The sequence below is a fragment of the Photobacterium sp. Hal280 genome, from assembly GCF_037162255.1.
Lineage (GTDB): Bacteria > Pseudomonadota > Gammaproteobacteria > Enterobacterales > Vibrionaceae > Photobacterium.
This window is the reverse complement of record NZ_JARLUO010000001.1, coordinates 1064803-1089977: the sequence shown is the minus strand read 5'-3', so window position 1 is coordinate 1089977 and position 25175 is coordinate 1064803. Positions and strand designations below refer to the sequence as shown.

Sequence of the window (25175 nt, the reverse complement as noted above, 5' to 3'; positions counted from 1 at the left end):
ACTATGTCTGCCCTGTATGGCTATATTCGTCTGTCGCCGAAAATGAGCGATCCGGAGGCGTTAATCCGGCAAATTACCGGTTACGATCCCGAACTGCGTCTGTTCCGGGAAACCGGGATCCGCGGGAATGTCCCGGCAGAGGAACGCCCTCAGTACCGCGCGTTATTCGACGCACTCAAACCGGGCGATCAGCTGATCGTCCGCTGGTTAACCGATCTTGGCTTTCATTTCGATGCCTGCCATCAGACCCTTCAGCAATTACTGGACAAAGGCGTGATCGTGCACACGGTGAACCAACCGCTGACCTTCAAGCCGGACTGCCCTGTCACAGATGCCCTGTTACTGATGCTCAAGGGCTATGCAAATTCCCACACCCAGCACCGGCTGTGGGCCGCCGAGGCAGGCCGGGATTCCCTGCGTCAGGACCAGGCCGCGTGGAAAGAAAAATTTCGCGGTCGCCGGGCCAATCATGAAGTGCATCGCCAGATTGCTATGCTGCTCAGGGCAGGGAAAACCCTGCAGACCGTGGCTGACGAAACCGGTGTCAGTCTTTCCACGGTCAAACGCGTGAAAGCAAAAATGCAGCATCACGGCCACGATCTGTAACCCCCGAATTCAAACAGAGATGAAAACATGCAAAAACGACTGCAACCCAAAACATTCACGGTCCAGCAAGCCTTTGATATCAGCCCGAACATGCGCCGCGTGATTCTGGCGGGCGAGGATATTCACCATCTGCCGGCCGACAGCGCCGGTCAGTATGTCAAACTGCTGTTCACCCCGGCAGGCAGTACCGATCTGAGCACTTTGTCTGAGGGCCAGAAACCTGTGCTGCGCACCTTTACTATCAGTGAATTTGATGCCGGACAAGGCACCTTGTCACTGGATTTTGTCAAACATCAGCACAAGGGCGAGCGCCAGCACAAAGACGAGATCAACCCAGAACGGGGCGGTTATGCGTGTCACTGGGCCATGCACGTTCAGCCCGGCGAACAGATATCTCTTGGCGGACCGAATGCCATTCAGGGCCTGGCCGAGGACAGGGACTGGGTGCTGATCATCGGTGATATGACAGCACTGCCTTCCATCCAGCTCAAAACCGCCCGCCTTGCCGCAGATAGCCGGGGTTATGTGGTGCTGGCACTCAGCAGCGGGCAGGATCTGCCAGCGCTGCCATTACCGGCAGGCGTTGAACTCATCACTGTGATCGAGGGAGAGCACTCGGGCAAGGCACTGGCAGAGACAGTGGCGGCGCTGGGCTGGCTGGAAGGAAAACCGGCGATCTGGTGCGCCTGTGAATTTAACAATATGCGCGCCATTCGCCAGCACATCAGCCAGCAGGAGCAGTTTGATCGCAAAACCTGTTACATCAGCAGTTACTGGAAACACGGGGTGACGGAGGACGGGCACAAAGTGATCAAGCGCGATGATCAGGACAGCTACCATGGCTGAACCAGACACTGAAACGGTGGCGGGAACAGCAGAGCAATCCGCGGCTTCGACCGCGTTCTCCTGGCGCCCTGTTTTACTGGCGTGTCTGGCCATCAGTATCGGTCAGTTTGGGATGGGACTGGTATTCCCATCCCTGCCCTGGATAGCCAAAGACTTTGGCATATCCATCGATCAGGTGCAGTTGCTGATTGCAGTCTATTTACTCGGTTTCGGCCCATCGCAATTCATCTACGGGCCGATCTCGGATGCCTTAGGCCGTCGCCGCGTGCTGTTAGCCGGAATCCTGCTTGCCGTGGCCGGGCTGATTCTGATAATCCTTGCCAGTGATCATTTTTACGGCTTAGTGGCCGGCCGCCTGATGCAGGGGCTGGGGGCCGGTTGCTGCGCCGTGCTGGCCCGCGCTTCCACACGGGACTCCTACACAGGGGAACAGCTGCCGCAGGCGTTGTCTTATCTGACCATGGTGGCCTCGTTTACGCCGATTTTTGCACCCGTCATCGGTGGCTTGATTAACCACCACTTTGGCTGGCTGTCGGTGTTTATCGTGCTGGCGAGCTATATCACCCTGGTGTGGTTTGCGCTATATCTGATGTTCAAAGAGACCATGCACGACAAACAAGCGATCCCTTCGGTGAAGAAAATCGCCGCGGATTACCGTGCCCTGTTGTCGTCGCGCTATTTTCTGAGCTTTGCCAGTATCGGTTGGCTGAACTTCAGTCTGGTCGTGACCACCATCTCGCTGATGCCGTTTATCATGCAGGTGCAAATCGGCATGACCTCAGACGAATATGCCCTCTGGGCGCTCCTGCCGACTGCGGGCTTGTTTTGCGGCGGTTTTCTGGTTAGCTGGATGCGGCCCGGAATCGGGACTCAACGCATGTTGTACCTTGCGCCAGCCGTCCATCTCATCGCTGCCGTCTGGCTCATCCTGGCGCCGCTGACGCCACTGATGATAATGCTGGGCCAGTTCCTGATGGTCTTTGGTAATGGGATCGCCATGCCTTGCGCACAGTCGCAGGTGATGCAGCCGTACCGCAAACAGGCTGGCACTGTGGCGGCGTTATCCGGTGGCGGGCAGATGCTGCTGTCTGCTCTGATCAGCATGGCGCTGATCAAGCTGGGCATTCATCAGGCCTGGCAGCTTGGCTGTGTGATCGGCGTATTTGCGCTGATTGTCACCCTGAATATCCGCAGCGGATTTCGCACCCCGCTCCCTGACAGCCAGTAAAAAAACCTGCCCCATGCTTTCATGCACAGGGCAGGTGTTCCGTCACAGTAAAGCAAAAAGGTCAGGATGCGCGCAGGAAATCCAGCATCCAGCGGGTGACTCGTTCACTGTCGACCGGCAACGCCAGTGAGGTCAGTCCGGTATCGAGCACATGGGCGGGGAGCATCGCTTTTCTTGCCAGCATCAGATCCCGCGAATAGGCTTTGCTGAATTCAGGGTGACCCTGAATACCGAGGAAATGCTCCCCCACCTGCAGCATGGAATACGGACAGAAATCACTCCCGGCCAGCACAGCCGTATCCTCCGGTAACCTGACCACCTGATCCTGATGACTCACCAGCAAAGACAGATCGGGCGGGGACGCGGCATTTTCCGTTACTCCCGCCGGCAATGCATGCAGCGCATGTGTCGCCACACCAACGCCCCAGCCTTGCGGCGCCTGAATCACTTCACCGCCCAGCGCTTTTGCGATCAGCTGATGACCAAAGCAGATCCCCACCAGCTTCTTTTTGCGGGCATGCAGCTCGCGCACAAACGCCAGCAGCGGGGGATCCAGGGCAGATCATCGTTGACACTGTGACGACTGCCCGTGGTCATATACACATCGCATTCATCGGCATGTTGTGGCAACTCGCCGTCCAGCGCCCGGTAAAACACCAGGTCCACGGCGTCACCGGCATCGCGCAGCAGCTGAGTGAACATCGCCGGATAATTACCGTGGTCGGCCTGCAAATCCAGCCTGACATCATCGCACTGCAGAATACCCATTTTTATCGTCATGGAGCCTCCCGATGTCAGTGCTGCGGCAAGCGGCCCGTCACAGCATCCACAAAAATCCGGCTGTATTGCTCGGCGCTCAGCGCGACAGGATTTCCGCCTGCCGAGGGGTCCTGCACCGCCATGCTGCCCACGCGCTGTGCCTCTTCCACCGTGATGTCGATATCCGCCAGCGTATGGGGGATCTGCAGCGCGGCACGGAAATCCAGTACCCAGGTCAGAAAGGCATCGAAACCGGGCTCGGGTAAATCCAGATAACGAGCCAGATGGGTCAGCTTATCTTCAATCGCACTGCGGTTTGCCACCAGCACATAAGGCATCAGGATCGCATTCAGTAAGCCGTGATGCTTGTCGTACAAGGCCCCCAGCGTATGGGCGATGGCATGCATGCCGCCCAACCCCCGCTGAAAGGCGGTCGCGCCCATACTGGAGGCCACCAGCATTTGAGTGCGGGCCTCAAGATCAGTGCCGTCGGCAACCGCCTGCGGCAGATAGGCTTTAATCAGCCGGATGCCTTCAAGTGCGATACCCTCAGCCATCGGGTGATAGCCATTGGCGCAATAGGCTTCCAGGTTATGCGACAGCGCATCCATACCGGTTGCCGCTGTGATATGCGGCGGCAGTCCGGCAGTCACCACAGGGTCGAGCAGCACACGTACCGGCAGCATCTTAGGATGGAAAATGATCTTTTTGACGTGATTGGCGGTATCCGTGATCACCGAAGCACGCCCGACCTCAGAGCCGGTCCCGGCGGTAGTCGGGATCGCAATCACCGGGGCAATCGCCTCCGCATCGGCCTGCAGCCAGTTATCCCCCACATCCTCGAATGCCCACAGCGGTAATGACTGTCCCGCCATCAAAGCAATGGCTTTGGCAGCGTCCAGACTGGAGCCGCCCCCCAGAGCAATCACACCGTCAAACCCGCCCTGACGATACACAGCCAGGCCGTCGTCGACATTCTCGCCGGTCGGATTGCCCTGAATCCGGCTGAACACCTCGCAGCCTATGCCGGCTTCGCGGCACAAGGCGACTGTGTCTGTCACCATGGGCAGGGCTGCCAGCCCGGGATCGGTGACCAGTAAGGCGTTGCTGATCCCGGCGCTCTGACATGCCTGTGCGATCTGCTGTAAACAGCCTTCACCGACTGTGATCGGTGTGGGGTAATTCCAGTTTCCTTTCAGCGACATCTTGCGCTCCTTCATGCCGGTTCAGGCCAGTGTTTTAATATGAAATGATTTCGGACGTGTCAGCGCCGCAAAGCCCAGGGCCGACAAGGTACAGCCGCGTCCCGACTGCTTGACCCCGGTCCAGGCCAGCGCCGGATCGAGATAATCACAACGGTTAATAAAGAAAGTGCCAGTTTCCACCTGCTGACCTAAGGCAATGCCCCGCTCAATATCACGGGTAAAAATACTGGCGGTCAGGCCGAAATCGCTGTCATTCATCAGGGCAATGGCTTCTTCATCACTGCTGACTTTCATGATGCCGACAACCGGTCCGAACGATTCTTCATGCATCACCCGCATTGAATGATCCACCTTAGTCAGGATTTGCGGCGCCAGATAAGGCGTTCCGGCCTGACTGAGCGGAAAAGCCTGTTCATCAATATGGGCCACCGCCCCCTGCGCGATTGCCTCCTCAATCTGGCCGCGGACAAAATCCGCAGCACGGGTGCGGACCAGCGGCCCCAGCGTGGTGTCCGGCTCATCCGGGCGACCCAGCTGATATTGGCGGACGATCGCGACCGCTTTTGCGACAAAGGCGTCATACACTGAGGCGTGCACATAAATGCGCTCAATACCGCAGCAGGACTGACCGCTGTTAAAAAACGCCCCGTCAATCACGGTATCAGCCGCATCATCCAGATCAGCATCCTCGCGCACATAAGCCGGATCTTTACCCCCCAGCTCCAGTCCAACCCCGATAAAACGCCCTGCGGCCGCTTGCTCGACCTGTGCACCGGCCGGCACCGAACCGGTAAAAGCGACATGATTGACTGCATCCGACTGAATCAGTTGGGTGGTGTCCTCATGACTCAGATGCAGAAACTGAAACACCCCTTCCGGCAGGCCTGCGGCATCAAACGCCGCTTTCAGCCGCTCGGCACACAAAGGCGTTTGCGCAGAATGCTTGAGAATGACACTGTTGCCCGCCAGCAAGGCCGGCACAATGCTGTTGATGGCGGTCAGGTACGGATAATTCCAGGGCGCGATCACCGCCACCACCCCGACAGGTTCGCGGGTGATATAACGGCTGAAGCCCGGCTTATCGGGCAGCGTGATTGGCGCCAGCGCGGCTTCGCTTTCTGCGATCATATGGCGGGCGCGTTCCGCCAGACCGGCGATTTCGCCCTGCGCATAGCGGATTGGCCGGCCCATCTGCCAGCAGATTTCCTGACCGATCTCGGCTTTATTGGCTTCAAACCAGTCAACGGCTTTGCTGCAGATTGCCTGACGCTCAGCCAGTGCGACACTCGCCCAGTTTTTCTGAGCACTTTTCGCCAGCGTCAGCGCTTGCTGAATCTCATCGCCAGAAGCAAGCGGACGCGTGACATACACACTGCCGTCAACCGGCGATATCGTTTGTTGCATTCGAGTCATGACGCATCTTCCTTAAATAATTTCGAAATACCGATCCATTTCCCAGTCAGTCACGTGCTTTCTGAATTCCCGCTCTTCCCACTCACGGCTGGCCGCAAAATGCTCAACGAAGTCATCACCGAACATGGTCCGGGCCGCATCTGACTGCTTAAACCGCTGCGCGGCATCCCAGAGGGTACGAGGTAATTGTAGTTCTGGGGCGTGCTGCTGGTCGTAAGCGTTACCTTTGACCTGATCGAACGGTTCCCATTCCTGCATGATGCCGTACAGACCGGAAGCCACAGCCGCCGCCAGCGCCAGATACGGATTGGCATCGGCCGCGCCCAGACGGTGCTCAATCCGCTGGGACTGCTCGCTGCCGGGGATCACCCGCAAGGCTGTGGTGCGGTTTTCTACCCCCAGGTGGCATCCGTCGGCGCCCAGAAGCCGGGGATCATCCGGGTATAACTGTTGATGGTCGGCGCAATCAAACACAGAAACTCAGGCATCAGCCGCTGCTGGCCAGCCAGAAAATGGCGCTGCAGTTTGCTCATATTGTGGGTTTGTGTTGGATCGAAAAACGCCGATGAGCCGTCTTTGTTTTTCAGCGACACATGAATATGGCCGCTCTGACCCGGATAGTCCCCCGACCATTTCGCCATGAAAGTCGCCAGCAGATCCCTTTTCTGGGCCAGCACTTTCATGAAGGTTTTGAACAGTGCCGCTTTGTCGGCGGCCGCCTCTGCGCCATCCACCGCGATGGCGGCTTCCAGTACACCGGGGCCGGTTTCTGAGTGAATGCCCTCAATCGGAAAATCCATCTGCTCACTCATGCCCAGAATGGCTTCATACAAGCCGGAATGGACCGAGTTGCGGATCATCGAATAGCCAAACCAGTCCGGCGTAATGGTTTCCAGATTGCGAAAGCCTTTTTCTCTGGCCGAATGCGGCGTTTCATTGAACACGAAGAACTCATATTCAAGGGCGGCAAACACGTCAAAACCCATGTCATTGGCTTTTTTCAGCACCTTGCGCAAGGTGCCGCGCGGGCAGACTTTCTCGGCTTCATCGGTGAATTCGGCAATAAACAGCAGCATGCCTTCTTCCCCGTAAACCTCCCGGCAGGTATGCGGCAGAATACGCACCGGGGCATCCGGATAGCCAGTATGCCAGCCGGTATAGCGGGTATTGTCGTAGAGCTGATCTTTGGAATCCCAGCCCAGCACCACATCACAAAACGCAAATCCCTTTTCAAGCGATGAAAAGAACTTGGATTTCGACATGTATTTACCGCGCATGATGCCGTCGTTATCAAACAAGCCGACTTTCACGTGGGTCAGTGCGCGCTCTTCTACAATGGCCATGGCATCGGCAATCGTCTTCACTTCTCTGGCTTCCATGTGTACCTCTTTTTCAAGATGACTCGTTCCTGAGCCTGTTTGGATATAGGGTGATTCCGGACGCGCTGCTTCTGCCAGCGCGTCCTCAAGTGACATTAACTGAGTTCAGACTCTGCACCGGAAATCAGCTCAAACTCTTCTTCCGGCGCGTTGGCCACAATGCGATGACGACTGTACAGCGCGAAGTAGGTCAGCATGACGGCATAGAACAAGGCAGACCACAGCGCGGCTTGCAGGCTCACCACGAAAGTGGATGCCAGTGCCACCAGCGACAGTCCCAGCGCAATGCCCGAGGTCAGGGTGCCACCCGGCGTCTTGTAGGGGCGCTCCAGTTCAGGCTCTTTGCGGCGCAAAATTATATGAGACAGGCTCATCAGGGCATAAGAGACCGTGGCCCCAAACACCGCCATAGTGATCATCAGATCCCCTTCACCGGACAGCGACAGCAAAAAGCCGATAATACCGGGCACGATGAGCGCCCAGACAGGCACTTTACGCTCGCCGGACAGCGACAGAAAACGGGGCAGATAGCCAGCGCGGGACAGCGCAAACACCTGACGGGAATAGGCGTAAATAATCGAGAAGAAACTGGCAATTAAGCCAAACAGGCCGACAAGGTTGACGAATTTGGCCGCCAGCGATTCTGTGCCGTAGACCGACTGCAGCGCTCCGACCAAAGGCGCACTGTGCGATTTCATGGCTTCAGCCCCGGCACCGCCCGGCACCAGGATCAGCACCAAAGCAGCAAACACGATCAGGACCAGCATAGAAGCGATAATACCGCGCGGCATATCTTTGGCCGGATTGGTGGCTTCTTCCGCCGCCAGCGGCACCCCTTCGACCGCCAGGAACAGCCACATGGCAAAGGGCAAAGCCGCCCAGATCCCCATGTAACCTTCCGGCAGAAAGGCACTGGCGCCGGCGACATCAGTATTCACGGCAATATCAAAAAGGTTGTTGATGTCAAAATGCGGCAGCATCCCCAGCGCAAACACAATAATTGCGATCACTGCCAGCAGGGTGATCCCCATCATAATGCGCAGGGCTTCTCCGGCCCCCCACAAATGAATGCCGACAAACACACAATAAAACGCCGCGTAGACAATCGGCCCGTCAATCCCGATTAACTCATTGACATAGCCACCGATAAAAATCGCAATCGCGGCCGGGGCAATGGCATATTCCAGCAAGATAGCGGTGCCCGTCAGAAAACCGCCCCACGGACCCAGAGCGCGGCGGGCAAAACTGTAACCGCCGCCAGCCGTGGGAATGGATGACGACATCTCGGCCAGACTCAGCACCAGGCATAAATACATCAGCCCCATCACCAGGGTGGCCAGTAACATACCGCCAAACCCGGCCCGCTCTAAACCAAAATTCCAGCCGGCGAAATCACCGGAGATCACATAGGACACCCCCAGGCTTGCCAGCAGAATCCAGCCCGCCACGCCTTTTTTGAGTTGTCGTTTACTTAAGTATTCGTCCGAAACCGTATGGGTTTCGACGGCTTGATCCTTGCTGCCAGACATAACTTTTCCTTTTCTACAGTGAATGAAGTTAAATCGCACATCTTGTTAATCTTTTGTTAACTTACTGGCGGTATCCCTCAGCGGCAACAAGAATCAGTCAGGTTAAAACTAAGGTATAAGTTTTCTTAATAGTAGGTGGTAAATCTATGATTACCCGATGTAATGTGGTGAATCTAAATAGAAAACAGAAGGATGTTGCGGATGGCTGCTGCCAGAGCGAGTTCCATTCACTCGCAATGGCGTGGCAGAAAGGTCGGAAAGACGGGGAAGAGAAAAAGGCTTCAAGATAGGCCGGAACAAACAAGGTGCTTCAGCAAGGGAGAACTGGCTCCCTTGCCAAAGCGCGGGTGAACAGAAAGCAGTTATCGGCTCTGTCTTACCAGCTTGAATGCGCCGACCAGCCGATCCAGTTTTTCAGCCAGACCCGCCAGATCCTGGCTGGTTTTTTCCAGCTCCATGCTGGCATCCAACCCGGCCTGAACCGCCTGGTTCACCGTATCCATGTTGAGGTTGATTTCATTAGCCACACTGGATTGCTGTTCTGTTGCCGTGGCGACCTGGGTGTTCATGTCCAGAATTGCAATCACCTGACCTGAAATTTCATCCAGTGCATTCAATGCATCTTCAGTGGCTTTGGTGCCTTCTTCTGTCAGGGACTTGCTGCTTTCCATCGCAGTGACTGCGTTTTTGGCTTCATGCTGCAACTGGTCAATCATGCGCTGGATTTCATCGGTCGACTGGGCCGTTTTGGTGGCCAGATTGCGCACTTCATCCGCGACTACCGCAAATCCACGGCCCGCTTCACCGGCACGGGCTGCCTCAATCGCCGCATTCAGCGCCAGCAGGTTGGTTTGCTCGGAAATGCCGCGAATCACATCGAGAATCGAGCCGATCGACTGCGTTTTATCTGCCAGCGTCGCAATCACAGCAGACATGTTATTCATTTCGCCGGCCAGATGATTGATGGTATGAGTTGCCGCTTGCAGCGTCTTGCGTCCGGCCTGAGTTTCGCTGTTCGCGCTACCTGCAGATTCTGCAGCACCGGCTGCGTTATTAGAGATTTCATTAATCGTCGCGATCATTTCATTCATCGAGGTCACCACCAGCAACGTCTGTTCGCTCTGATCCTGCCCTCTCGATAAGGCATGTACTGACTGATCACGCAGCGACGCAGCAGAGCGTCCCAAGCCGACACCGGTATCAACCACCTGAACAATAATGTCGTTAATCTTGCCGACAAAGGTATTAAACGCCTCAGAAATACGGGCGATCTCATCATCCCCTTTGACCGGCAGACGTACCGTCAGGTTACCATCGCCTTTCGAGATATCTTCCAGCGCCTGCTGCAATCCGGTCAGCGGCATGAACAAACGGTTCAGCATCCACATCAGAAAAGCCGCGCAGAGAATAAAAATAATGATGATGGCGGTGAGCTGGGCAATCACAATTTCACTGGCGGCGTTATCAACTTCGGTAATCGGAATACCGACGTCAAACGCGCCATACAGTGATCCGTTCACGTACACAGGCATCATGATGTCGTATACCCACACTTTCTGAACATCCGCATACCACTTGGAGTGTTTCGGTTTCCCCTGTCCGGCCCCTTCTACTGTGTAGCTGTCGTCATAGACTTTATTCAGTTTTTGCGGATCACTGTGGGCAACGGCCGTGATGTTTTTATTAATCACCACGGCATAACTGATATCGCTGCGCTGCTTGAGCGACAACACCAGCGTCTGTAAATCCTTTTCCGGCTGCTGAGAGTTCTCAAGCACATACTCAACGTTCTTTGCCAGTAACTCAGCTTGTACCTGCGATTTTTTTAAAATAATACTGTCTATTTCCTGATGAGAAATGTACGACGTAGACCAGATACTCGCTATCGCTGCAATGGCAAACATTGCACAGACAACCATCACTATAAATTTTTTCATTCAACGTTAACCCTGACTGTGTGGATTTGTAAAAAAACATCAATATCAATGAAATAGAGACACGAACTTATTTTTGTTGTGCTGAACAATCCAACATCGAACAAACAATAGACAACAGAAATGAGCAGGCATAATGCGCACCTGATTTCACCAAAGATGAGCGGTGTAAATCTATTTTTTTAACGCTTTATCTGCCTGTTTTGAGGTGAATGCACATTTTGACATCACAGTATGCCTGTAAGACATTCATTGGTATCAGGCAGCCATGAACATACATCCTAAGTTGCCGTTAACCACTTCGCAGGACAGACAAACAAAAAAGCCGCACATGGCGGCCAGGTTATGTCTTGTTGAGCTGAGTTTTGCACAACATTGATCAAAGTAACGCTGCTGGGATCAACGGATGGTCACCGTCATACTTCAGGCCATAGCGGCGGGCCAGTTTGACGAGTCCAACGGCAGCTAAACTGACGTATGCCTCCGGCGTACCTCGGACCTCACGCTTCGCTGCTTGTTCATAGTCTTTCAGGTTCAAAGCTAATGCTTCATCAAAAGTGTGCTGGTCACGACGCAAAATGGCCCACAATGAAAGATTGATGGTATAAGTTCGACGTCGCCACCCCCTTGAATCGGGTGAGTCTTGCTATGATCTAACGCAACCTTGAGTAATGCCTCACTTTTTGCATCATCGCCATGAGCAAGAATATTGCGCAATGCTTCTACTGTTTGCACCATTTCCATAGAATCACCATCGTTTAAATCGCTCTCAAGAAGAAGTAAAAAAGGGAGCAGACTCTGGTTCAAAACATCATTATTCAACGCAGCCATTGTCAGCGCTTGTTGATGTGCAATCGGTAAGTGAATAAATCCGTTATCTTCGGGTGAGCGAGCGATTTCATGAAATTCACAATTGTCATCAAATGCCATTTGGTAGGGAATCATTCCATTTGTGACTGAGCGATTCAATGACTCAAGCGCTTGTGCCTTATCATCCAGTAGAGCAAAACAAATAGCATCATGTTTGTCATACAATGAGAAACTATAGAATACCCCTTCAATTGAGAGGTTATTCAACTGCATGTAACCATCATTAAACAATTTTTGCTTTCGGGACCTAAGTCGCTCAGTCGTATTGATCCACTCGTTAATTTTTTCTCTTGTTGGTTGTTTCATTATAAAGTCCTAAAAAAGGGATTCTAAGAAAGCTTTTGTTTCGCTGTAATGCTCAATAACGAAGTCATCAACCTGTTCAATAATGTTACCTTTTTCATCTTGCTCGTAGACTCGAACCCTACCTGATACGGTATCTGTATTAACCAGTAAATGTCGTTTTTCCCCAGAACGCATTTCAATATTTTCCCACAGATCTATTTCGCCATCTGTGTATTCACCTCCCTGCCGGGCAGAAGGCTGGCCAATTTTATTTACTTTTCCGATCATCTGCTGTGCTCGTTTCAGGTTTTTGGCCGCAGACCACTGTTTCATTTGATCCACATTCAAACTCACAGCTTTTGTTGCTCCTGCTGTCCCTTTACTCTCAATCTCAACTAAATTACCGGCCACATCACAACCGACACAATCCGGGCCATGGTAACGGTTGATATAATCTGGATGATTAGTGATTCCCAGCCGTTGCTTCGCGTGCTCCATCCCCAACTGACCCAGCGCCTCAGGCAAACTTCTGGCATCCCGCAAAGCGGCTTCGAGCAGATCAGACAGCAACTTAGGGTCTTTGGCCAGCTTAAACATCCCCTTATAGCCGCCCGCCGCTAAACTGACAATCGGAACCATCGCCTGATAACTTTCATAGCCTTTGAGCGTTTCAGCCCCTTGCTGTTCCAGCTTCCCTTCAATCGGGAACATCTCATGTGCACTGTCGATATAAGCCTGCGAAACTGCCTCCGGGGTCAAGACTTGCCCGGTTTGCGTGTCGGTCGTTACAAACACGCCTTCTTCTGCAAAATGCTCACCCATCTGAGCAGCCTGATGACGGACAAAGTCGTTCACGAACTGCTTGCTGGCACCAACGACACGAGTGGCGACCTCGGCTACCGTCTCGTACATATTGGTATCCGGATCAAAAGGGGCATAATGTGCTTTTACATAGCGGGTCGGCCGTGCCGTTTTCTGCAAGACTCGCATTCGACTGGAAAACCCGAAAGGTAAATTCGATTTCAGATGACCTGAAGCATCATACAAATCACCGCTATCCCCCAACAATACCAACTCACCACTCTGAATTTTGCGGAGAATATCATCACGGGAGTTTCTGTCACGAAGCGGCAACCCGTCCAAACCTTTAATCTTAATGCTGTGTTCGACCTGAATTCGCCACCTCGCACTGTCCGGACTGAGAACCCGGTGCAAATCACTAAGAGATAACCTGTGTGACTCCATCAACTCATAGCGCATACTCATCGCCTCTTATTTTGCAGCCACGACTCGCAGCTACACTGAATCGGGATAACAACCACTCATAAAACAAGGCATTAAAATAGCACTGAGATAAAAAAATCAGCAGATGACAAAGTGACACTAAAAGCAGTGGATTCGACGGATAGCACTGACCATTTGACGGCTTTTCTAACAATTTGACTCAAGTCACACCAAGAATGTGACCAGGTAAAAGTTGCAACCGCGCAAACGCCCATTCTATCAAACAGCAAACAGGGACACGTTTTCGTGAGCCACTCTCCCGATACTTGTGCTGGCACATGGCACACGCTCTCAGCAGATAATGGTGAACTGAATGAAACTGCTTGTCCTGTTTTTCGTCCTGACTCTTTCTGCCTGCTCGTCAGAAGAAAATATTGTTTTCCAGAGCGGTGATAACCGGTTGTCCGGGGTGTATCTGTCGCCCACCAACGGGCAACCCGGCAAAGCCGTACTGCTGTTCGTGCATGGTGACGGTGAGATGCCCTATGACGCTTACGGATATTACCCTTTGCTGTGGGATCAGCTCCGCGCCGAAGGGTACGCAATCATGAGCTGGAATAAACCTGGCGTCAGGCAATCTACCGGTGACTGGCTTGCGCAGTCGATGGCAGACAGACAGGCCGAAGTGCTTGATGCGATTCAATGGGTTCAGTCCCAGCATGGCTTTACAGCCCGGCAAACCGGTTTAGTGGGGTTCAGTCAGGCTGGCTGGGTGCTGCCGTCTCTGGCCGTCGATCACCCGACACAGTTTGGCTTTATGGTTGGTATTGGCTTTGCAACGAACTGGATTGAACAGAGCCGTTACTATACCCGGATCAAACACACGGAAGCCGGGGCGACAGAGGCAGAGATTCAGGCAGCCCTCAAGGCGTATGACGAGGAAATTGCCTTACTGCTTCAAGCCCCCGACTATACAGACTACCGGCAAGCGATGGGTGATCACGCCATGCCGGCAGACAGGTACCACTTTGTTTTGAAGAATCTGCAGTCAGATGCCCGGCAGGACTACCCGCTGATACATACACCGACTCTGTTCCTCTGGGGAGAAGACGATCTCAATGTCGATGCCCGGCTGGAGTTTGAAAGACACCAGCGCGCTTCAAACCCCTTTGTCTCAACCCGGCTGATCGCAAGCGGCAATCACGGGCTGCTGGATTCAGCCTATTTTCCCAGACAGCGTATGGATACAGGGGATCTGCTCAAACTCCACTGGCTTGGCGAGTCGGCACTGGCACCCGACACCGTTCCGACGCTGATCCACTGGCTGAACCAGCAGACACAACAAACGGCTCACTCCCCTGGCTGAGCCTGCTCAAAACGGACAGTCCATATCAACCCATCGCAGCCACCCTCGGGTTGTAGCGATCGATGCTATCGCGAGCAAATCAGGACCCGTCAACACCTTGCAAATGATTGCATCAGGGCGCATAGTGACCCCCACTTTCACTTCGCCCTCTCAGCCATGAAACAGACGACGGATTCTTTTGATATCTCAACATCGCTCTATGAACTCGTGCCCGAGAGCACACTGCTCGCGCCTCTGGCGGACAATGTGCGAAAGCGCTTCGAAATGGCCTTGCAGCTAATGCACAGTACGCTCAGTGAAAGACTGACCTGGGAGCAAATTGCCAACAGAAGTGCCATATCGCCCTTTCATTTTCACCGGCAGTTTACTCAGTTATTCAATGAAACGCCGGGGCAATATTTACACCGTATCCGGCTGCAATACGCCATCTCACAGTTGCTGGTGTCGCGAAACAGCTCAATTACCCAAATTGCGCTGTCTTGCGGCTATTCCTCGTCTCAGGCACTGGCGAAAGCGCTGAAGCGGGAAACCGGCTTTCAGGCAAAACAAATCAAAGCATTGGGAGAAACGGGCACGCCAGATGAGACCATCGCTTTACTCAGGAAACTGGCGCATCCCAGCCAGCATCACACTTCTGAAGTGGTACAAGCGCCCATTGAACAGCAGCTGGCGGCTTCAATGCCATGTGAGCTGATCTGGTTTCCGGCAAGAGGGATCTTCAGGCAGACGGCCCACAGAGGAGACTGGCACAATCTGTTCAATCAACACGGGCAGCAGACGGCCAAAATGCTCTGCGCCACACCGGTTCTGGAGCTGGATCGGCCCTGGCATGACATCACTTCCGTCACAGGAAAATGGCGAACACCACCAGAGCCAAACGACCATCTGATTGCAGAAGGCTACTATTTATGTAGCAAAGTCCGCGTCGCCTCTGACATTGCTTATCTCAATGCCATTGAGAGCCTGTTCCGGCAAGCCGAATTACTTGACTATCCCCTCGACAATCACGGCAGCCTGATCGAAATACTGCTGGAGATGGATACCCGTTTCACGGGTACAGCCAGTTTTCATTTTCAGATCCCGGTTCAGTTGGCAATCACATAAAGTGTCTGATTAAGGAAAAGTGTAGCTGCACTCTCGTTGTGAGAAAGTAGTCCATATATCTCGAAGGCTGAATTTCATATTTACCATTTCATCCATTACAAAGTCGAAAACGCAAACTGCATCTAAGAAAAGTGAAATCACATTTCAACACTTTGGTGCTAGCTATTAACCATGTCGATAACTTCACTTAACTTAATTTATATTTACTAACAAAACCCCAATATAAATCAAAAAGCCACTTGCGATGGATAAATAATATGGATAAACATCCTTGCGTTTACATTCTTGCCAGTAAGAAAAACGGAACCATGTATATAGGTGTAACGAGCAATTTAGTAAATCGTATTTGCTTACACAAGCAGAAAGAAAAAGATGGGTTTACTAAAAAATATAATGTGCTACACCTAGTATACTTTGAACAAGCAGACGATATGTATTCTGCCATCCAGAGAGAAAAACAACTCAAGAAATGGAGAAGGCAGTGGAAAATAAAATTGATTGAGAAATCTAACCCACAATGGCGTGAACTGTACTCTGAAATCACTGGATTCCCGCCTTCGCGGGAATGACATAAAAAATTACAGCTGAGTGAGTTATTGCTATTCAACCTTGAAGTTATCAGTCTGATGAATAATAAATCATCGCTATATTTTAAGATAGGCAGGATTAACATTAACAATCAAAAAAACTTTGTATAAATTATTTAAATGGAATATTGAAAATATCAAGCACGTCCTTTAACCTAACTTACAACATGACTATTACATAAACATTATCTATAGTTGAAATTTATTGGTATTTTAAACATTATTGATAATTTAAACGTCATTCCCGCGAAAGCGGAATCCATTGAAACACGAAACTCAAAATATTCTCAGCAGGTCATTACTCAATCAAACCCCCGCCATCCACTTCAATTGAGGTGACGAATACATCGGCTGTACCAACTTGGATGCCGAGAAGATTGAGTAATGGGTCTAATACTTGTTGGCTTACCAATAAAATTACAGGGGCAAGAAGATTTGAAATAAGCCCACCAACAACATTATTCACTAATGCATCGATTAAATCAGATACGGTAACCAAGAGTATATTAAGCACACCTAAGTTACTGGTTATTTCAGTATCAACATGAATAATACTGTCATTAGACAATAGACTATCTAAATTATCAGAAATATTTTCAGTTAAGGAATAAACATTAGGTATATCACCATGTTCAGCATCTACAACTAATAATGACTTTGAACTTTCAGGTTCAGAGATATTCGCACTTAAATTTACATCCAAGTTGACAGTGCCACCTAAAACAGTCGCTGATAATTTCGCTGGTTGATCAACATCGGCTCTACTGCCTAACTTAACCGAAGCTAACGCTGGTTTAACACCAAACTTCAACTGATAGCCATCTTGAGTACAGTTTGTCATATCTAACAATTCAGCTTCCGCTTTTGCTGCATCGATAGCTAAGCCCAAGGAAAGATCTGTATCTAAAATACCAGGAAGGGATAAAACATTTAATGGTAAATCCAATCCAACCTTTAATCTAACCTGTGCTGTTTCCACTGTTGTTCCTGAACTACCATTTACAACAGGTAGTACACCAACAGTAAATTTGGGCGGTTCAATAATCGTGGCATCAACAGTTAATGCTAATAAACTTAGACCAAGCAATCCCTCAGTATCGACATTCAAACTATCAATTTCAATTGCGTTTGAACCTTTCGCTGCATATATAGCCCCAGTAATTAAATCATACAATGCAATATGACTAGCTAATGCCGCTCGACGAATTTCTTCATTCATTTCATCATCAGCACCAGCAGCTAGCTCCAAGATGTCGGATAAAGTGAGATCTAATCCTGATACTTTTGCAAGGCTATCCAATTGAGTTAAAGCAGGTAAAACAGCCGCATCCAGTACATCATTTTCATCAACTGCATCAATGCTGGCTTGAATCAATTCAGCCACACTGATATCAGTACTAAGAACTTGATCTAATGTACCAGCAGATAACTCTACAGATAATAATGCCATTTTATCCATGGCCGATAATAGACTTCCAAGTTTTATCTCGGTGTTTGCCAATCCTTTATAAGAAGCAACATCTAAACTGAGAGCACCTTGTAACGCAGATCCTAATAGCGCATTCAACAATCCCGCATCTGGATTGAGGCGAGCAGTCGAAGACCCCACCCCAAACCCAACCGACATGCGTTTATACACAGCCGCCGAGGCACTTAAAGTGACATCATTGGGGTTATACAGTTGCGAAATCAAACTGCCGGGGACGGTTTTACTGAGGGTGACTCTGCCGGCACTTTTGACGACTGTGCTCGCCGGTTCGAATTGCCATTCGTTGCCGGTAATCTGCGCGGCGCCAAATTCAATGGTGGGGTTGGATGCTGTGGTATCAAAGCCATTGGCAGCCAGGTTCTGTTTAACCAGTGTCTCCAGAGCTTCTTTATTGTTGATTCCGTCGATATAGCAGGCACTTCGCCCTAAACTGAGTGCCGCCAAATCGGCTTGTTTCTGGAGCTTGCGTTTTTCCATGTAGAGGCGGCCGGTGTCGACGGCCATCGCCAGAAACAGCACCATGCTGACCATAAGTAAAATCAGACCGATCCCGACCGCGCCGCGCTGGCGGGATCTCCGGGCAAAACGACCAGGTGATCTTGATGGACTCAACATATCCTAGCTCCTCAGGGCGACTGTGAGTGATGACACTGTTTGTTCAGTGTGCCGCCAGTGCTGATGGATCAGCGTCATGTTCCGTAACCTGGATTCCCGCCTGCGCGGGAATGACAAGTTCATCTGCGGGCATGACAAGTCATGCGCAGAAATCTGGCGTTGTGTTCACCATTAACTGCCGCCAAAATTATCTTTGATAAATTTGTCCGGAATCGGGTGGCTGAAGCTTTGCTGCATACGCTCTTGTGTTGCCTTCGCGGCTTCCGGCGTCAGGGTATCGGTCTGGGATGTTGCCATCTGGCCGCGCGTCTGCATATTCAGCCAGAGTTGTGTCATGTTCTTGCGCTCGCTTTTCATCACAGGTTTTAACTGCGCTGTGGTGCTTGCCGGGTATGCACTGATTTTGCCCGGTTGAGTCCCAGTACGTGTTTCTGCTGATTGAGCATCAGATGTTTCGGCCATTGCTGCGGTACTCGCCAACACGAACGCCATCGCACTGAAAAAATAGATACATGTCCCTTTCATCACAAAGCTCCTGTACTTTCTTTGCCCGATTGAGAAGGATCCAGCTGCAACGGTCTGAAGGCAGTAATGGCATCCATCATTTCCTGCTGATCGGCATAGTCCCATTCAAACCGGGACGCCAGCGTCGCAGCCGCTTGTTTCTGGTTGGTTTTCAACAAAACGAACCACAGATTTTTCGCCGCATTCGGGTGCGACGGATTCAGCTCCAGCGCGGTCAGCAATTCGTCTCTGGCTTTCTGATCCTGCCCTGTGACCAGCAGCAGAAAGCCAAGATCATTACGGACATCAGCTTCAACCGGGGCCGCTTTGGCCGCTTTCTCCATCCACTTCATGGCGTCCTGCATCTTGCCCTGATATGAGGCGATCAGGCCCAGTCCGTGATACGCACTGCCAGCCAGGCAGGTGTTCAGCATCTCTTGATACAAAGCGGACGCTTTATCCCATTTGCCCAGTTTGCGGTAGCTATCGGCGCGCATGATTTTCACGCTCAGGCCATCCTCATCCAGATCATCCAAAGCCGCCAACGCCAGATAATACTGGCCTTGATCCATTTGCTGTTTCACCATCGACAGCTTCATGCCGTCTTTGGCGACCAGGGTTTCTCCGCAAGCGCCGGACTGTACGGCCTTGTTTGCTGTTTGCTGAGCCGTTTCTTCCTCAGGCGAGCCGGCGCATGCCATCAAAGTCATTGCCAGCAGGCCACCCGCCCAATAGCGGTAATGTCTGATCGTTCGGTTCCTTAACGGGCTTTTCATATGCGCATCCTTGTCATTCTTATTTTTCTTGACGGTCACCGGCTGAAAGCAAAAGGCATCAACTGCCGATTGCTTTGATGAGGGCCATGAAGCCCGGTCCGGCTAACACGACAAACAGCGCCGGAAACAGGAACACCATCATGACCACTGACATTTTCCCCGACAGCTTAGTGACTTTTTCCTGCAGCTGCGTCCGCCGCCTGTCCTGCAGCAACTGAGACAACTGATTGAGCGAAGCCGACATATTGCCGCCGGTTTCAGAGACCTGCGCCAGCATGGTTAACAGATCCTGCATGCCGGTGGAATCGTTCACGCTGGCCACTTCACTGAATGCCGAGGCACGTTCCTGGCCCGCTTCAATTTTGCTGAGCACCAGTTTCAGTTCCTTATTCAGCTCAGGGGTCAGTTCCGACAGTTCACGGGTCAGGGTGCGTAACAGGCTCTCCAGCGACAGTCCGACATCCCACAAAATTTTCATCACCTGCAGACCGATGATCATTTCTTCATCGATGATCCGGGTGCGCCTGGCGGCTTTTTTCTTCAGCCATTGAATCGTGAGATACGCCGTACCGAGCGCACTGATAAACGCCAGGCTGATTTTATTGTTTACCGGCGCATCGGCCTGGATGAGCTGACTGGCGAACACCAGCTGAACAGCACACCACACGGCTGCCATCTTGAACACGGCCAGTGTCTGTTCGCGGTTGGAGATGTATCCGGCTTTGCGCATCATCTCCAGAATCTCGCTCAGAAATGAGGCGTTGCGCCGCTTGGTTTTGCCCCACAACATCTGGCCTGTCTGAATCACGCGCTCACCAGGTGTCTTCCCCAGCGATTTAGCAAGATTTTGCTCGACGCTGCGCGCTTTCTGTAATTTGACTGACCAGTACATCAGACCGGCCCCGCCTGCCGTCAGCAAAAAACTGGCAATGATCCAATACGCGGTGACTGTCATTCTGTTTCCCTACCTGTACTTTTGAACCACTCAAACTGGCGGCTTGAATTCCGCCCAACCCCTTTATAACGACCGAACCATGCGCCACAGCACCAGGGCGCCCAGCACCTGCGCCCCAATGCCCAGCATCAGTGCCTGTCGGCCGGACTCATCTGCCCACATCGACAACAACTGCTGAGGATTAGACACCAGCATATACATCGCCATGGCCGTTGGGGCCACACCCATCACCCAGGCCGTCACCCGAGTTTCGCCTGTCATTGATTTCAGTTCCCGCTGGCTGCGCTCCTGCTGATGCAGCAGCTCAACCAGATTCTCTAATGCCGCCGTCACACTGCCGCCAAACTGATGATTCACCTTAAACACAGAACCCAGCAGAGCAAACTCCTGCACACCGGTGATCTTGGCTTCTTTATAGAAAGAGTCATAAAGTTCTGTGCCCAGGCTGGTACGCTGAACTGCACGCTGGGCAGCACTGCGCAGCGGGTTATTCATGGCAGGCAGCACCTGCTCAACCGCTTTATTGAGCGACATCCCCACATGGATACGGCGATTCAGGTGATCAATAAATCCAGGTAACTGCTGCAGGATTTTCCGCCGTTTATTGCTTTTGCGGATCTGCCCCAGCAGAAGAATAAACCCCACAGACACAAACAAACCAATGCCCAGTCCACCAATACCGGTCAGGCGAGCCAGCACGAAAGGGCCACACAGCAGGCATGCTCCATAAATCACCAGCATGTAAGCCGAGGTACTCAGTCCCAGTCGCTGCCAGTTTTCCAGCATGCGATCCTTGCGCTGTACGGGCCGTTCGTCAGCACTCTGTTTCTGGGCTTTCTCTTTCGCAGCTTTTTCTGTCGCAGCTTTGGGACGCCGGGTTGCAATCACCATCAAGATGCAGCTGGCAATCAGCAATACCCCCGCGATAAAGATCGCGCTGTTCATAGCCCTTCCTCCAGCTTTTTACGCAGATGGGCTGACATGGCATCAACCGGCAGGAAATCTTCTGTCTGCTGGTTGTACTGATACAGTTCCTGTATGCGGATCTGATCATCCGCCACATCCTGCACCTCAACAATGTGAGTAATGACCCGCTTACCGTTTGGCAGGCGTGAAACCTGAATAATCATATCCAGCGCAGTGGCAATAATTTGCTTAATCAACGATTCTGTAGAGGTGAAACCGGCCAGTGTCACCATCATTTCCAGCCGCACCAGCGCATCACGGGGGAGTTCGCATGCAGGGTACTCATCGACCCCTGGTGGCCTGTGTTCATCGCCTGCAGCATATCCAGCACTTCACCACCACGGCTTTCACCCAGAATGATGCGATCAGGCCGCATCCGCAGGGCATTTTTGAGCAAATCTCTGGCGGTGACTTCGCCATGGCCCTCTGAGTTCGGCGGGCGGGTTTCCAGACGGACAACATGCCCGTTCCTGAGCTGCAGTTCGGCGGCATCTTCAATGGTTACAATCCGTTCACCGGTATGAATGTACTGGCTGAGAATATTGAGCAAGGTGGTTTTACCTGACCCGGTTGACCCGCTGATCAGAATATTAAAGCGCGATTTCGCACAGCTTCTCAGCAACTGATGCATGGCAACGCTCATGGCGCCATTTTGAATTAAGGTATCCGCCGTCAGGCCTTCTTTTTTGAATTTCCGGATCGACAGACAAGGACCGTCGATCGACAAAGGGGGAATCACGGCGTTGATCCGGCTGCCGTCGGGTAGCCGGGCATCCACCATAGGGTTGGACTCATCAATTCGCCGGCCGATGGGCGAAATCATACGGCGAATCACCCGCAAAACATGCTGATCGTTCATGAATCTCAGGGAAACCCGGCTTAACTGGCCACTTCGCTCCACATAAATATTTTTCGGGCCGTTAATCAGAATATCGTCGATGTTTGGGTCATCCAGCAGGTTCTGTAACGGGCCAAAACCGACAATTTCGTCCATCAGTTCCGTGACCAGTTCCTGCATGTTCAGATGTTGATTCTGTTCCTTATGCTGCTGAAAATACTGGCGAACATAATCATGAACATGCGGCTGCATTTCCTGACGTTCCATCTCAAACATCAGGCCATCTTCTTCGAGCTGCTCGATAATATAGCGGTGCAATTCCGCTTTCAGAGCCAGTGTCGATTCTTCCTGCTGAATCACCAATTCCCGGCTTGGCCACACCATTTCATTTCCCATACCGACTCCTTGATTTGAGAAATCACCTGAGGATACTTACCAGCCCAGAGAAAACTGCCAGCGTGATTTTTCGGTCGACAGCCAGAGCAGTTTCTCAACCGCCTTCATATACAATCTGAACTCGCCGCTGGGCGGAAACAGTGCGTTGGCATTGATGTCAGTGATGACTGCAAAGGTGTAAGGCAAGTCGCCACGAACTAAGACAGGAAGCTGATTCTGGATCATCTCTTTCCCTGGCATCACTTCCGGGGAAAAAGGCGCCAGCACTAAATTCACGCTGCCCGGCCTGATCCCCTGGAGATACAGTAATTCCGCCAGATCACAGGCACTTTTCAGACTGACATTTTTCTGATCGGCCAGCAGCCAATGCTGATCACAGCGATTGACCATGAAGAACAGCAAAGGGCTGGGGGGCATCCCCGTGAGGTTAATCACGATATTGCTGTACATGCCTTCCAGCAGATCCATCACGTCCACCAGGGCTTCCATGGTCACGGCACTGTAATTGTCCGATTCCGGCATGCCGATGACATGAATGCCGCTTGCGGCGTCCAGATCCTGCTCCGCCAGCCACTGCGCACTGAGGTAATCTTTCTTCTCCAGCAAGGTCAGAAAATCAATCCGATCACCGCTCCCCAGATACGAAGACACGTCGCTGTAAGGTCGCCCCAGATCCAATAACAGGACAGGCTGTTTGTGCTTTCGTTGCAGCTGCGATGCTGTGGCGATCGCCAGCAAAGCCCCATCACAATCATTCCGGGGAGAGAGCAAAGCCAGTCGCGACTCTGGCTCAAAAGAGGTCATCTGTGTCAGCTGAATAATCAGATCGGTCAGTCCTTCCAGCTCACACCAGTGAAGATGTTTCCGTACCAGCTGGTTTTGCTGGATGCCATGCCAGTGCGCCTCGGGCGTCAGATCCACCAGGATGACGTGCCGGGGAGCAAAGTTATCCATCATGCTGTCGATATCCGGCATTGGCCAGTCAGAGGCCACGAGGATCAGAATACGCGTCTGCTTCCAGGCCAGATTAGAGCTCAGATGGGACGCATCTTCTATCCATGTCAGCGTACATCCTTCAGGGATCGCTTCAGACACATCCAGTTTGGCGTGATGATCCGCCGTATAGGCCATGAGCTGCATCTTAACCCTCCCTGAAAAGCCCATTTTTACGGGTAGTTCTCTGGGTTCAGCATCCAGAAAAATTAATTCGAAAAAATTGGGTTTGAATTGACGGTACATTTCGCCCGGTAACGGTGGCAGCGGCGCATTACTGGCAAAGGGTTTCACCAGATGTGGCGTAACAACCATCATGAGTTCTTTGTCATTTTCTTCTAACCGGGTTGAGCGAAAAAAGGCGCCAAGAATCGGAATATCCCCCAATCCCGGGAAACGGTTGGCATTTTTGATTGTGCTGCGACTGACCAGCCCGCTGATCACAAAACTTTCGCCGTTGCCCAGCTGGACAGTGGTGTCTGTGCGGCGAACCGACAATCCCGGCACGATGACGCCGGATGCCTGTACACCCTGGGCATAGTTCAGCTCACTCACTTCAGGGGCGACTTTGAGCATAATGCGATCGCCCGACATCACAGTCGGCGTCAGGTTCAAACGAACCCCAAACTCTTTAAACTCGATGCTGATATCATTATCACTGGTGCTTTTCGGATACGGAAATTCCCCGCCGGCCAGAAAGGTCGCCGTATGACCAGACATAGTCACCAGGCTGGGTTCGGCCAGCGTGTAGGCAAAGCCGTTGCTGTCCAGGGCACTGATTGTCCCGAGAAAATGATCCGCCACGTTCCCAATCACCAGATTGAACGCATCGCCACTGGATAAGAAGCTGCCACGAAAGCCATTAAATGACGCGCCCGTAATCGCGCTTGAATTTCCAATGCCCCAAAACGTACCGCCAGTGCCCTGTTTACCGAAAAAGAAGCCGGCTTCTTTGAGCGCACTTTTACTGACTTCGACCACTTTGATGTCGGTCTGCACCTGAATATTGGAGGTTGCAACACCACCGGGATTCACCGAGATTCGATGGCGGACAGGCTCTTCGGAACCCCGCTCCCAGATCAACAGCGATGTCGAGCCGGTTTGTTTCCCTGTCACCAGCAACTCAGAGGTACTCAATACTTTGACACCCGCGACAGAGGGCTCGCCAATGGCTGCCCGCTGAATGCGCTTTCCAGAATGCACTGTGACCTGCTGGCCGACATCCATTTGAAAATCACGTGCATCGGCGGACACACTCAGGCTCAAAGCCAGAAACACACAAAATCCATTTACAAAACGCAGCATTCA

The 25175-nt window shown here is 52.1% G+C and carries 22 protein-coding genes and 2 pseudogenes; 6 read left to right on the top strand and 18 right to left on the bottom strand.

Annotated elements, in window-relative coordinates:
- Positions 1-3: 3 nt before the first annotated feature.
- The 3 genes from P4S53_RS05160 to P4S53_RS05150 are packed head-to-tail and all read left to right on the top strand — an operon-like array spanning position 4 to position 2680.
- Complete coding sequence (locus P4S53_RS05160) at positions 4-606, top strand: recombinase family protein (RefSeq protein WP_337111700.1); 603 nt, start codon at positions 4-6, stop codon at positions 604-606.
- 27 nt (positions 607-633) lie between these two features.
- Positions 634-1452: a siderophore-interacting protein gene (locus P4S53_RS05155; protein WP_337111699.1), complete on the top strand. Its 819-nt coding sequence runs from the start codon at positions 634-636 to the stop codon at positions 1450-1452.
- A complete protein-coding gene (locus tag P4S53_RS05150; protein WP_337111698.1) occupies positions 1445-2680 on the top strand; it encodes a multidrug effflux MFS transporter in 1236 nt (411 codons plus the stop codon). The genes P4S53_RS05155 and P4S53_RS05150 overlap by 8 nt, the downstream gene beginning before the upstream one ends.
- Before the next feature lie 61 nt (positions 2681-2741).
- Here the strand turns inward: P4S53_RS05150 and P4S53_RS05145 are convergent, their stop codons facing one another.
- From P4S53_RS05145 to P4S53_RS05105, 10 genes and pseudogenes are all read right to left on the bottom strand, one after another.
- A complete protein-coding gene (locus P4S53_RS05145; protein ID WP_337111697.1) occupies positions 2742-3212 on the bottom strand; it encodes a glutamine amidotransferase-related protein in 471 nt (156 codons plus the stop codon).
- The gene (locus P4S53_RS05140) at positions 3152-3460 is read right to left on the bottom strand and encodes a hypothetical protein (protein WP_337111696.1); all 309 of its coding nucleotides are present in this window, start codon (positions 3458-3460) and stop codon (positions 3152-3154) included. The genes P4S53_RS05145 and P4S53_RS05140 overlap by 61 nt, the downstream gene beginning before the upstream one ends.
- A 14-nt stretch (positions 3461-3474) precedes the next feature.
- Positions 3475-4644 (bottom strand): iron-containing alcohol dehydrogenase, encoded by a 1170-nt coding sequence (locus P4S53_RS05135; RefSeq protein WP_337111695.1) that lies wholly within the window; start codon positions 4642-4644, stop codon positions 3475-3477.
- A 21-nt stretch (positions 4645-4665) separates the two neighbouring features.
- Complete coding sequence (locus P4S53_RS05130) at positions 4666-6057, bottom strand: aldehyde dehydrogenase family protein (RefSeq protein ID WP_337111694.1); 1392 nt, start codon at positions 6055-6057, stop codon at positions 4666-4668.
- Between the two features lie 12 nt (positions 6058-6069).
- A pseudogene (locus P4S53_RS05125) lies at positions 6070-7043 on the bottom strand (glutamine synthetase family protein).
- Positions 7044-7531: 488 nt separating this feature from the next.
- The gene (gene eat, locus P4S53_RS05120) at positions 7532-8965 is read right to left on the bottom strand and encodes an ethanolamine permease (RefSeq protein ID WP_337111693.1); all 1434 of its coding nucleotides are present in this window, start codon (positions 8963-8965) and stop codon (positions 7532-7534) included.
- 362 nt (positions 8966-9327) lie between these two features.
- Entirely contained in the window at positions 9328-10902 is a 1575-nt protein-coding gene (locus P4S53_RS05115; RefSeq protein WP_337111692.1) for a methyl-accepting chemotaxis protein, read from the bottom strand.
- A 376-nt stretch (positions 10903-11278) separates the two neighbouring features.
- Positions 11279-11437, bottom strand: a complete 159-nt coding sequence (locus P4S53_RS22595) for a hypothetical protein (protein ID WP_442958628.1) — start codon at positions 11435-11437, stop codon at positions 11279-11281.
- 2 nt (positions 11438-11439) lie between these two features.
- The gene (locus P4S53_RS05110) at positions 11440-12075 is read right to left on the bottom strand and encodes a hypothetical protein (protein WP_337111691.1); all 636 of its coding nucleotides are present in this window, start codon (positions 12073-12075) and stop codon (positions 11440-11442) included.
- Between the two features lie 9 nt (positions 12076-12084).
- Positions 12085-13314, bottom strand: coding sequence for a hypothetical protein (locus P4S53_RS05105; RefSeq protein ID WP_337111690.1), 1230 nt, complete (start codon positions 13312-13314; stop codon positions 12085-12087).
- A 337-nt stretch (positions 13315-13651) separates the two neighbouring features.
- Between P4S53_RS05105 and P4S53_RS05100 the strand changes: the two genes are divergently transcribed.
- The 3 genes from P4S53_RS05100 to P4S53_RS05090 all read left to right on the top strand — a co-directional run bounded on the left by P4S53_RS05100 (position 13652) and on the right by P4S53_RS05090 (position 16317).
- Positions 13652-14644 (top strand): alpha/beta hydrolase family protein, encoded by a 993-nt coding sequence (locus tag P4S53_RS05100; RefSeq protein ID WP_337111689.1) that lies wholly within the window; start codon positions 13652-13654, stop codon positions 14642-14644.
- 156 nt (positions 14645-14800) lie between these two features.
- The gene (locus tag P4S53_RS05095; protein WP_337111688.1) at positions 14801-15748 is read left to right on the top strand and encodes a helix-turn-helix transcriptional regulator; all 948 of its coding nucleotides are present in this window, start codon (positions 14801-14803) and stop codon (positions 15746-15748) included.
- A gap of 257 nt (positions 15749-16005) precedes the next feature.
- Positions 16006-16317 (top strand): GIY-YIG nuclease family protein, encoded by a 312-nt coding sequence (locus P4S53_RS05090; RefSeq protein ID WP_337111687.1) that lies wholly within the window; start codon positions 16006-16008, stop codon positions 16315-16317.
- Between the two features lie 316 nt (positions 16318-16633).
- On the opposite strand, the gene P4S53_RS05085 is transcribed toward P4S53_RS05090, so the two are convergent.
- The 8 genes and pseudogenes from P4S53_RS05085 to P4S53_RS05050 form a co-directional block, all read right to left on the bottom strand.
- Positions 16634-18439, bottom strand: coding sequence for a pilus assembly protein TadG-related protein (locus tag P4S53_RS05085; RefSeq protein WP_337111686.1), 1806 nt, complete (start codon positions 18437-18439; stop codon positions 16634-16636).
- A gap of 171 nt (positions 18440-18610) precedes the next feature.
- Entirely contained in the window at positions 18611-18964 is a 354-nt protein-coding gene (locus P4S53_RS05080) for a DUF3613 domain-containing protein (RefSeq protein WP_337111685.1), read from the bottom strand.
- Positions 18964-19719, bottom strand: a complete 756-nt coding sequence (locus P4S53_RS05075; protein ID WP_337111683.1) for a tetratricopeptide repeat protein — start codon at positions 19717-19719, stop codon at positions 18964-18966. The genes P4S53_RS05080 and P4S53_RS05075 overlap by 1 nt, the downstream gene beginning before the upstream one ends.
- Before the next feature lie 58 nt (positions 19720-19777).
- Positions 19778-20674, bottom strand: coding sequence for a type II secretion system F family protein (locus P4S53_RS05070; RefSeq protein WP_337111682.1), 897 nt, complete (start codon positions 20672-20674; stop codon positions 19778-19780).
- 63 nt (positions 20675-20737) lie between these two features.
- Positions 20738-21619, bottom strand: a complete 882-nt coding sequence (locus tag P4S53_RS05065; protein WP_337111681.1) for a type II secretion system F family protein — start codon at positions 21617-21619, stop codon at positions 20738-20740.
- Positions 21616-21876, bottom strand: a complete 261-nt coding sequence (locus P4S53_RS05060) for a hypothetical protein (RefSeq protein WP_337111680.1) — start codon at positions 21874-21876, stop codon at positions 21616-21618. Before P4S53_RS05060 ends, P4S53_RS05065 begins: the two co-directional genes overlap by 4 nt.
- A pseudogene (locus P4S53_RS05055) lies at positions 21870-22862 on the bottom strand (CpaF family protein); the annotation flags it as partial. The gene P4S53_RS05060 and the pseudogene P4S53_RS05055, both read right to left, overlap by 7 nt.
- Positions 22863-22910: 48 nt before the next feature.
- A complete protein-coding gene (locus P4S53_RS05050; protein ID WP_337111677.1) occupies positions 22911-25172 on the bottom strand; it encodes a pilus assembly protein N-terminal domain-containing protein in 2262 nt (753 codons plus the stop codon).
- Between the last annotated feature and the right edge of the window lie 3 nt (positions 25173-25175).

Excerpts from the sequence above, each read along its gene's own strand:
- P4S53_RS05135 (WP_337111695.1), bottom strand. The coding sequence starts at position 4,644 with ATGTCGCTGAAAGGAAACTGGAATTACCCCACACCGATCACAGTCGGT.
- P4S53_RS05070 (WP_337111682.1), bottom strand. The coding sequence starts at position 20,674 with ATGACAGTCACCGCGTATTGGATCATTGCCAGTTTTTTGCTGACGGCA.
- P4S53_RS05115 (WP_337111692.1), bottom strand. The coding sequence starts at position 10,902 with ATGAAAAAATTTATAGTGATGGTTGTCTGTGCAATGTTTGCCATTGCA.
- eat (WP_337111693.1), bottom strand. The coding sequence starts at position 8,965 with ATGTCTGGCAGCAAGGATCAAGCCGTCGAAACCCATACGGTTTCGGAC.
- P4S53_RS05160 (WP_337111700.1), top strand. The coding sequence starts at position 4 with ATGTCTGCCCTGTATGGCTATATTCGTCTGTCGCCGAAAATGAGCGAT.
- P4S53_RS05155 (WP_337111699.1), top strand. The coding sequence starts at position 634 with ATGCAAAAACGACTGCAACCCAAAACATTCACGGTCCAGCAAGCCTTT.
- P4S53_RS05140 (WP_337111696.1), bottom strand. The coding sequence starts at position 3,460 with ATGACGATAAAAATGGGTATTCTGCAGTGCGATGATGTCAGGCTGGAT.
- P4S53_RS05065 (WP_337111681.1), bottom strand. The coding sequence starts at position 21,619 with ATGAACAGCGCGATCTTTATCGCGGGGGTATTGCTGATTGCCAGCTGC.
- P4S53_RS05095 (WP_337111688.1), top strand. The coding sequence starts at position 14,801 with ATGAAACAGACGACGGATTCTTTTGATATCTCAACATCGCTCTATGAA.
- P4S53_RS05110 (WP_337111691.1), bottom strand. The coding sequence starts at position 12,075 with ATGAAACAACCAACAAGAGAAAAAATTAACGAGTGGATCAATACGACT.
- P4S53_RS05075 (WP_337111683.1), bottom strand. The coding sequence starts at position 19,719 with ATGAAAAGCCCGTTAAGGAACCGAACGATCAGACATTACCGCTATTGG.
- P4S53_RS05130 (WP_337111694.1), bottom strand. The coding sequence starts at position 6,057 with ATGACTCGAATGCAACAAACGATATCGCCGGTTGACGGCAGTGTGTAT.
- P4S53_RS05060 (WP_337111680.1), bottom strand. The coding sequence starts at position 21,876 with ATGATGGTGACACTGGCCGGTTTCACCTCTACAGAATCGTTGATTAAG.
- P4S53_RS05100 (WP_337111689.1), top strand. The coding sequence starts at position 13,652 with ATGAAACTGCTTGTCCTGTTTTTCGTCCTGACTCTTTCTGCCTGCTCG.
- P4S53_RS05150 (WP_337111698.1), top strand. The coding sequence starts at position 1,445 with ATGGCTGAACCAGACACTGAAACGGTGGCGGGAACAGCAGAGCAATCC.
- P4S53_RS05050 (WP_337111677.1), bottom strand. The coding sequence starts at position 25,172 with ATGCTGCGTTTTGTAAATGGATTTTGTGTGTTTCTGGCTTTGAGCCTG.
- P4S53_RS05080 (WP_337111685.1), bottom strand. The coding sequence starts at position 18,964 with ATGAAAGGGACATGTATCTATTTTTTCAGTGCGATGGCGTTCGTGTTG.
- P4S53_RS05090 (WP_337111687.1), top strand. The coding sequence starts at position 16,006 with ATGGATAAACATCCTTGCGTTTACATTCTTGCCAGTAAGAAAAACGGA.
- P4S53_RS05105 (WP_337111690.1), bottom strand. The coding sequence starts at position 13,314 with ATGCGCTATGAGTTGATGGAGTCACACAGGTTATCTCTTAGTGATTTG.
- P4S53_RS05085 (WP_337111686.1), bottom strand. The coding sequence starts at position 18,439 with ATGTTGAGTCCATCAAGATCACCTGGTCGTTTTGCCCGGAGATCCCGC.